The sequence below is a fragment of the Streptomyces sp. NPDC101178 genome (assembly GCF_044767965.1).
GTDB lineage: Bacteria > Actinomycetota > Actinomycetes > Streptomycetales > Streptomycetaceae > Streptomyces.
The window spans coordinates 464528-470527 of record NZ_JBIWOZ010000008.1 but is presented as its reverse complement, the minus strand read 5'-3'; the positions used below and the strand labels follow the sequence as shown (position 1 = coordinate 470527).

The following is a 6000-nucleotide window of genomic DNA, read 5'->3' as shown; positions in this document are numbered from 1 at the left end:
GTTGATAGGCCAGATGTGGAAGCCCTGTAAGGGGTGGAGCTGACTGGTACTAATAGGCCGAGGGCTTGTCCTCAGTTGCTCGCGTCCACTGTGTTGTTCCCGGGTTGCGAACAGTTATCGCACCGGTTGAACAGTTTCACTACTTAATTGAAGAGTGTGCTTGTTCGCTAGAACCCGATAGGGTTTCGGTGGTCATTGCGTTAGGGAAACGCCCGGTTACATTCCGAACCCGGAAGCTAAGCCTTTCAGCGCCGATGGTACTGCAGGGGGGACCCTGTGGGAGAGTAGGACGCCGCCGAACAATCTTTCAAGGACCCCTGGTCCCAGCGTTCACGCTGGGACCAGGGGTCCTTTTGTTTTTGTCGAAGCGCGTCGGACGGTCGGCTGCGCGAGAATGTCTGTGGTACCCGAAGACAGGAGTCACACCCATGTCCACCAACTCTCCCGACGATCGTCCGGAGCGCGAGCCGCGTCGCCGGGACGGTGGTGACCGGGGCGGTTTCCGCGGTGGTCGTGACGACCGGTCCGGCTCCGCAGCGCCTCGCCGCGACAACGACCGCGGCCCGCGCCGCGACGACAGCCGGCCGACAGGTGGCGGCTTCCGTGGCCGTGACGACCGTGACCGTGATCGTGGGCCGCGCAGGGATGACAACCGTGGTGGTGGCTCCGGTGGCGGCTTCCGTCGTGACGACACCCGTGGTGGTGGCTCGGGCGGTGGGTTCCGTCGTGACGACAACCGTGGCGGTGGCGGCTTCCGTCGGGACGATGACCGTGGTGGTCGTCCCAGCGGTGGTGGGTTCGACCGCCGTGACGATCGGCGGCGTGGGCCCCGTCGCGACGACGACCGGCCCAGCGGCGGCGGCTTCCCCCGTGATGACCGTAGTGGAAAGGCCGGTACCGGATTCTGGCGCGATGACAACCGTGGCGGTGGTGGCTTCCGTCGGGACGATGACCGTGGTGGTCGTCCTAGCGGTGGTGGGTTCGACCGGCGCGATGACCGGCCGCGTGGGCCCCGTCGCGACGACGACCGGCCCAGCGGCGGCGGCTTCCGGCGTGACGACAGCCGGGGCGGTGGCTCCGGTGGTGGGTTCCGTCGTGACGACAGCCGGGGTGGTGGCTCCGGTGGTGGGTTCCGCCGTGATGACAACCGTGGCGGTGGTGGCTTCCGTCGGGACGATGACCGTGGTGGTCGTCCCAGCGGTCGTGGGTTCGACCGCCGTGACGATCGGCCGCGTGGGCCCCGTCGCGACGACGACCGGCCCAGCGGCGGCGGCTTCCGGCGCGATGACAATCGGGCCGGCGGCTCCGGTGGCGGCTTCCGCCGGGACGACCGGGACCGGGATCGTGGGCCTCGTCGTGATGATGACCGTGGTGGTTACCGCGGTGGTCAGCAGCGGGACGACAGCCGTGGTGGTCGTCCCAGCGGTGGTGGGTTCGACCGGCGCGATGACCGGCCGCGTGGGCCCCGTCGCGACGACGACCGGCCCAGCGGCGGCGGCTTCCGGCGCGATGACAACCGGGGCGGCGGCTCCGGTGGCGGCTTCCGCCGGGACGACCGCGATCGTGGCGGGGACCGTGGTGGATACCGCGGCGGGCAGCGTGACGACCGTGGCGGGTTCCGTGGCCGTGACGACCGTGACCGGGACAGGGACCGTGAGCCGATCAAGCGGCTGCCCATCCCCGACGACGTCACCGGTGACGAGATCGACAAGGATGTACGCCAGGAGCTCATGAGCCTGCCGAAGACCCTGGCCGAGGATGTCGCACGCAACCTCGTCATGGTGGCCCGGCTGATCGACGAGGACCCGGAGGAGGCGTACGCGTACTCCCGTATCGCCCTGCGTCTGGCTTCGCGCGTCGCCGCCGTGCGCGAGGCGGCCGGGTTCGCGGCCTACGCGACGCAGAAGTACGCGGAGGCGCTCGCCGAGTTCCGGGCGTCCCGGCGGATGACCGGGTCCGTGGAGCTGTGGCCCGTCATGGCGGACTGCGAGCGCGGTCTCGGCCGGCCCGAGCGGGCGATGGCGATGGCCGGTGAGCCCGAGGTGCAGAAGCTGGACAAGGCCGGCCAGGTCGAGATGCGGCTGGTGGCCGCCGGTGCCCGTCGGGACATGGGGCAGATCGACGCCGCCATCGTCACGCTCCAGAGCCCCGAGCTGGCCTCCAACTCCATCCAGCCATGGACGCCGCGGCTGCGTTACGCATACGCGGACGCGCTGCTGGAGGCCGGGCGCGAGGACGAGGCCCGCGAGTGGTTCGGCAAGGCCCTGGAGGCCGACAAGGACGGCTCGACCGACGCGTCGGACCGGCTGGCCGAGCTGGACGGAGTGGAGTTCGTCGACGCCCTCGGCGACGACGAGGCCGTCGAGGTCGTGCAGTCCGTCGAGGACGACGCGGATGTCGAGGACGACGAGGCCGATGAGCGGGACGCCGACACCGGCACCGACCGTCGTGGTGGCGGGGCCGACAACGCCTAGTCGCTGACAGCCGGCACACGAAAGGGGCGGGATCCTGAAGGATCCCGCCCCTTTCGCCTGTCCGGCAGCCTTCTCAGTCGATGGTCAGGCTGCGCATGACCAGGCCTGTCGCCGGCTTCGGGCCGAAGGATGTCGACTTACGGGGCATGGTGACGCCCTGCCTGGCCAGGTCCCGGACGACCTCTTCGCGTACCGGATGCATCAGCACCGCCGTGGCACCCAGGCGTTCGGCCTGTTCGACGGCGGCCCCGGTGTCGTGGATGTAGCCGATGTGCTCGGGAGCGTCAGGGATCCGCCAGACCTCGTCGAGCAGCGCCGAGTGGAGGACCGTCGCGTCCAGCGTGCGCCACGCCTCGGGCCGGTCCGTCCGGATCGTGCGGGCCAGCAGGGCCGGGTCGGGCCGGTCCACCAGGTGGAAGCCGCCGTCGCCGGTGAGCAGGAACGCGTTGCCCTCCACAGCCGCGCCGGCGAGGGCGTCGAGCGCGCGGGGGAGCGGGCCCTCCACCGTACGGACGCGGAAGAGGCCCGAGAGCCCTTCGAGCGCCCGGGACACCGGCAGGCCGCGCAGGAGACGGTGGATCGCGCGGACCTGGAGCGGGTGGTGGGCCGTGTCGACGAGGAGGACGAGGCCGAAGTCCCAGGGGCCCGGGACGTTCTGTTCCCGCTGGAGCCGGAGGTAGGTGGCCCAGCGGTGGTGGCCGTCGGCGATCAGGGCCTGGTGGCGGGCGAGATCCGTCTGGATCTCGATGCGCTCGGCCGGGTCCGTGACGGCCCAGAGGCGGTGGTGGAACCCGTCCTCCGTGGTGGTGGCCAGCAGCGGAGGCCGCTCGGCCGTGCGCTCGATGACCGCCGCGGCGCCCTCCCGGCCCTCGTCGCTGCGGTAGGTCAGCAGCAGCGGCTCCAGGTGGGCCTGCATGGTGCGCATCAGCTCTGCGCGGTCCGCGACGATGTCGTCCATGACGTCCTCGTGCGGCAGCACGATCCCGTCGGCGGCGGGCGAGAGGGCCAGGGCGCCGATCAGGCCGCGCTGGAGGATCTGTTCGTTGCGCTGCTCGTAGACGTACAGCGCGGGCTCCGGATCCGGTGCGATCACGCCGTCGGCCAGCCACTTCCCCAGTGTCTCCGCCGCTTGCCGGTGCCGGTCCTCGGCGGTGTCGGCCTGCGGCAGGATGAGGCGCACGATGTTGTGCGGGTCCGCCGATTCCAGGTGGTGCAGACCGTCGGGCCGGACGACCACGTCGTACGGCGGCGAGGTCACCGCGGCCAGGCTGCCGACCCGGTCGGGGACGTAACGCAGTCCGCGGAACGGGATAAGCCGCAGTCCCTGCTCGTCGGGGCCTGAAGTATTCATTCGGGCATCGTATGTGTGCACGAGGCATACGCGATGATCGAGGGAGAGACGGATTGAGGAGCAGAGCCAAATGAGCCACAGCCAGAGCCAGCAGCACGACCGGGATCGGCATCGGCCCGCAGGGAGCGGAACGGCGCTGAGCGAGGCGTACGACACGGCTCTCCTCGACCTGGACGGCGTGGTGTACGCGGGTGGCGAGGCGATCGTCCACGCCGTCGAGTCGCTGCGTACCGCGCGGGACGGCGGGATGCACCTCGCGTACGTCACCAACAACGCCCTGCGCACACCGGACGCGGTGGCCGAGCACCTGACCGAGCTGGGCGTGCCCGCCGAGGCCGCCGATGTGATCACCTCGGCCCAGGCGGTGGCCCGGCTCATGGCCGACCAGCTGCCCGCAGGGTCCCGGGTGCTGGTCGTCGGCGGCGAGGGGCTGCGGGTCGCGCTGCGGGAGCGCGGGCTGGTGCCGGTGGAGTCGGCGGACGACGATCCGGTGGCCGTGGTGCAGGGGTACGGCGGGCCGGATCTGGCGTGGGGGCGGTTCGCGGAGGCGAGTTACGCCGTGGCGCGCGGGCTGCCGTGGTACGCGTCCAACACCGACCTGACCATCCCGGGCGCCCGGGGTATCGCACCCGGCAACGGTGCCGCCGTGGAGGTCGTACGGATCGCCACCGGCGCCGAACCGCATGTGGCGGGCAAGCCGTTGCCGCCGATGCACCGCGAGACCGTGCTGCGGACCGGGGCGAAGCGGCCGCTCGTCGTCGGGGACCGGCTGGACACGGACATCGAGGGCGCGTTCAACGGAGGCGTGGACTCGCTGCTGGTGTTGACCGGGGTGACGGACGCGGCGCAGCTGCTGGCCGCGGAGCCGTACCACCGGCCGACGTATGTGGACCGGGACCTGCGGGGGCTGCTGACCGGGCAGCCCGAGGTGACGGTGGAGGGTGACGCGGGCGAGGTGTTCCGGTGCGGCGGGTGGAGCGCGGTCGTACGGGACGGGGAGGAGCTGGTCCTGGACGGCGAAGGGGATCCGCTGGACGGGCTGCGGGCGCTCTGCGGTGCGGCGTGGACCTTCGCGAGGGACGGGTCGTTCGGGCTGGACGCGGAGAAGGCCGTCTCGGCGCTCGGGCTGTAGCGGGCCGCCCGGAGCCGGGGCGGTGGTGTGAAGGTAGGCTAACCTAACTTCGTGCTGGTCGGAGGTCCGTCCGGCTCCGATCCACCGGACACCCTCCGACTCCGGGAGTACGACCATGCAGCGCCTCACCGCAGAATCGGTGACCCTCGGCTATGACCAGCGGGTCATCGCCGAGGATCTCTCGGTGGAGATACCCGACCACTCCTTCACGGTGATCGTCGGGCCCAACGCCTGCGGCAAATCGACCCTGTTGCGCTCGCTCGCCCGGATGCTGAAGCCGAGCCGCGGGCAGGTGCTGCTGGACGGGCAGGTCATCCACCAGCTGCCCGCGAAGAAGGTCGCCCGCACGCTGGGGCTGCTGCCGCAGTCCTCCATCGCCCCCGACGGCATCACCGTCGCCGACCTCGTCGCCCGTGGCCGCTACCCTCACCAGGGGCTGCTGCGGCAGTGGTCGCCGGAGGACGAGCGGGTGGTCCAGGAATCCATGGAGTCGACCGGAGTCGCCGCTCTGGCCGAGCGGTACGTCGACGAGCTCTCCGGCGGTCAGCGGCAGCGGGTCTGGATCGCCATGGCCCTGGCCCAGCAGACGCCGCTGCTGCTGCTGGATGAGCCGACGACGTACCTCGACATCCAGCACCAGATCGATGTCCTCGACCTCTGTGCTGAGCTGCACGAGACGCAGGGGCGGACGCTCGTCGCCGTACTCCATGATCTGAACCACGCCGCGCGGTACGCCACGCATCTCATCGCGATGCGGGACGGGGAGATCGTCGCCGAGGGGGCGCCGTCCGATGTGGTCGACGCGGCGTTGGTGGAGCGGGTGTTCGGGATGCGGTGTCAGGTGATCGATGATCCTGAGACCGGGACGCCGCTGGTGGTGCCGGCCGCTCGGAAGGCGCGGAAGGTGGCTGCCTGAGGGGGCGCGGGGCGCCCCGGGTGGGCGCCTTGTCCTCGATCGCCGGACGGGCCTGATCTGCCCGGCTCTGATCTGCCCGGACTTGATCGCGCTCGGGCTTGATCGCGCTCGGGCTTGATCGTGCGCG

At 71.0% G+C, this 6000-nt stretch carries 5 protein-coding genes and 1 rRNA gene; 5 read left to right on the top strand and 1 reads right to left on the bottom strand.

Annotation, left to right across the window (positions count from 1 at the left end):
- The first annotated feature begins 184 nt into the window (after positions 1–184).
- The 3 genes from rrf to ACIRR8_RS24590 all read left to right on the top strand — a co-directional run bounded on the left by rrf (position 185) and on the right by ACIRR8_RS24590 (position 2474).
- A 5S ribosomal RNA gene (gene rrf, locus ACIRR8_RS24600) occupies positions 185–301 on the top strand.
- 302 nt (positions 302–603) lie between these two features.
- The gene (locus ACIRR8_RS24595) at positions 604–1734 is read left to right on the top strand and encodes a hypothetical protein (RefSeq protein ID WP_404068551.1); all 1131 of its coding nucleotides are present in this window, start codon (positions 604–606) and stop codon (positions 1732–1734) included.
- Positions 1731–2474 carry a tetratricopeptide repeat protein gene (locus ACIRR8_RS24590; protein ID WP_404068549.1) on the top strand — a complete coding sequence of 248 codons (744 nt, stop codon included), beginning with the start codon at positions 1731–1733 and terminating at the stop codon, positions 2472–2474. Before ACIRR8_RS24595 ends, ACIRR8_RS24590 begins: the two co-directional genes overlap by 4 nt.
- 73 nt (positions 2475–2547) lie before the next feature.
- Here the strand turns inward: ACIRR8_RS24590 and ACIRR8_RS24585 are convergent, their stop codons facing one another.
- Positions 2548–3825: a DUF1015 family protein gene (locus ACIRR8_RS24585; RefSeq protein WP_404068546.1), complete on the bottom strand. Its 1278-nt coding sequence runs from the start codon at positions 3823–3825 to the stop codon at positions 2548–2550.
- A 70-nt stretch (positions 3826–3895) separates the two neighbouring features.
- Here ACIRR8_RS24585 and ACIRR8_RS24580 point away from each other — a divergent pair, with 70 nt between their 5' ends.
- On the top strand, positions 3896–4957 hold the full coding sequence (locus tag ACIRR8_RS24580; protein ID WP_404068543.1) for an HAD-IIA family hydrolase: 1062 nt from the start codon (positions 3896–3898) through the stop codon (positions 4955–4957).
- A 115-nt stretch (positions 4958–5072) separates the two neighbouring features.
- A complete protein-coding gene (locus ACIRR8_RS24575; RefSeq protein ID WP_404068540.1) occupies positions 5073–5873 on the top strand; it encodes an ABC transporter ATP-binding protein in 801 nt (266 codons plus the stop codon).
- Positions 5874–6000: the final 127 nt, after the last annotated feature.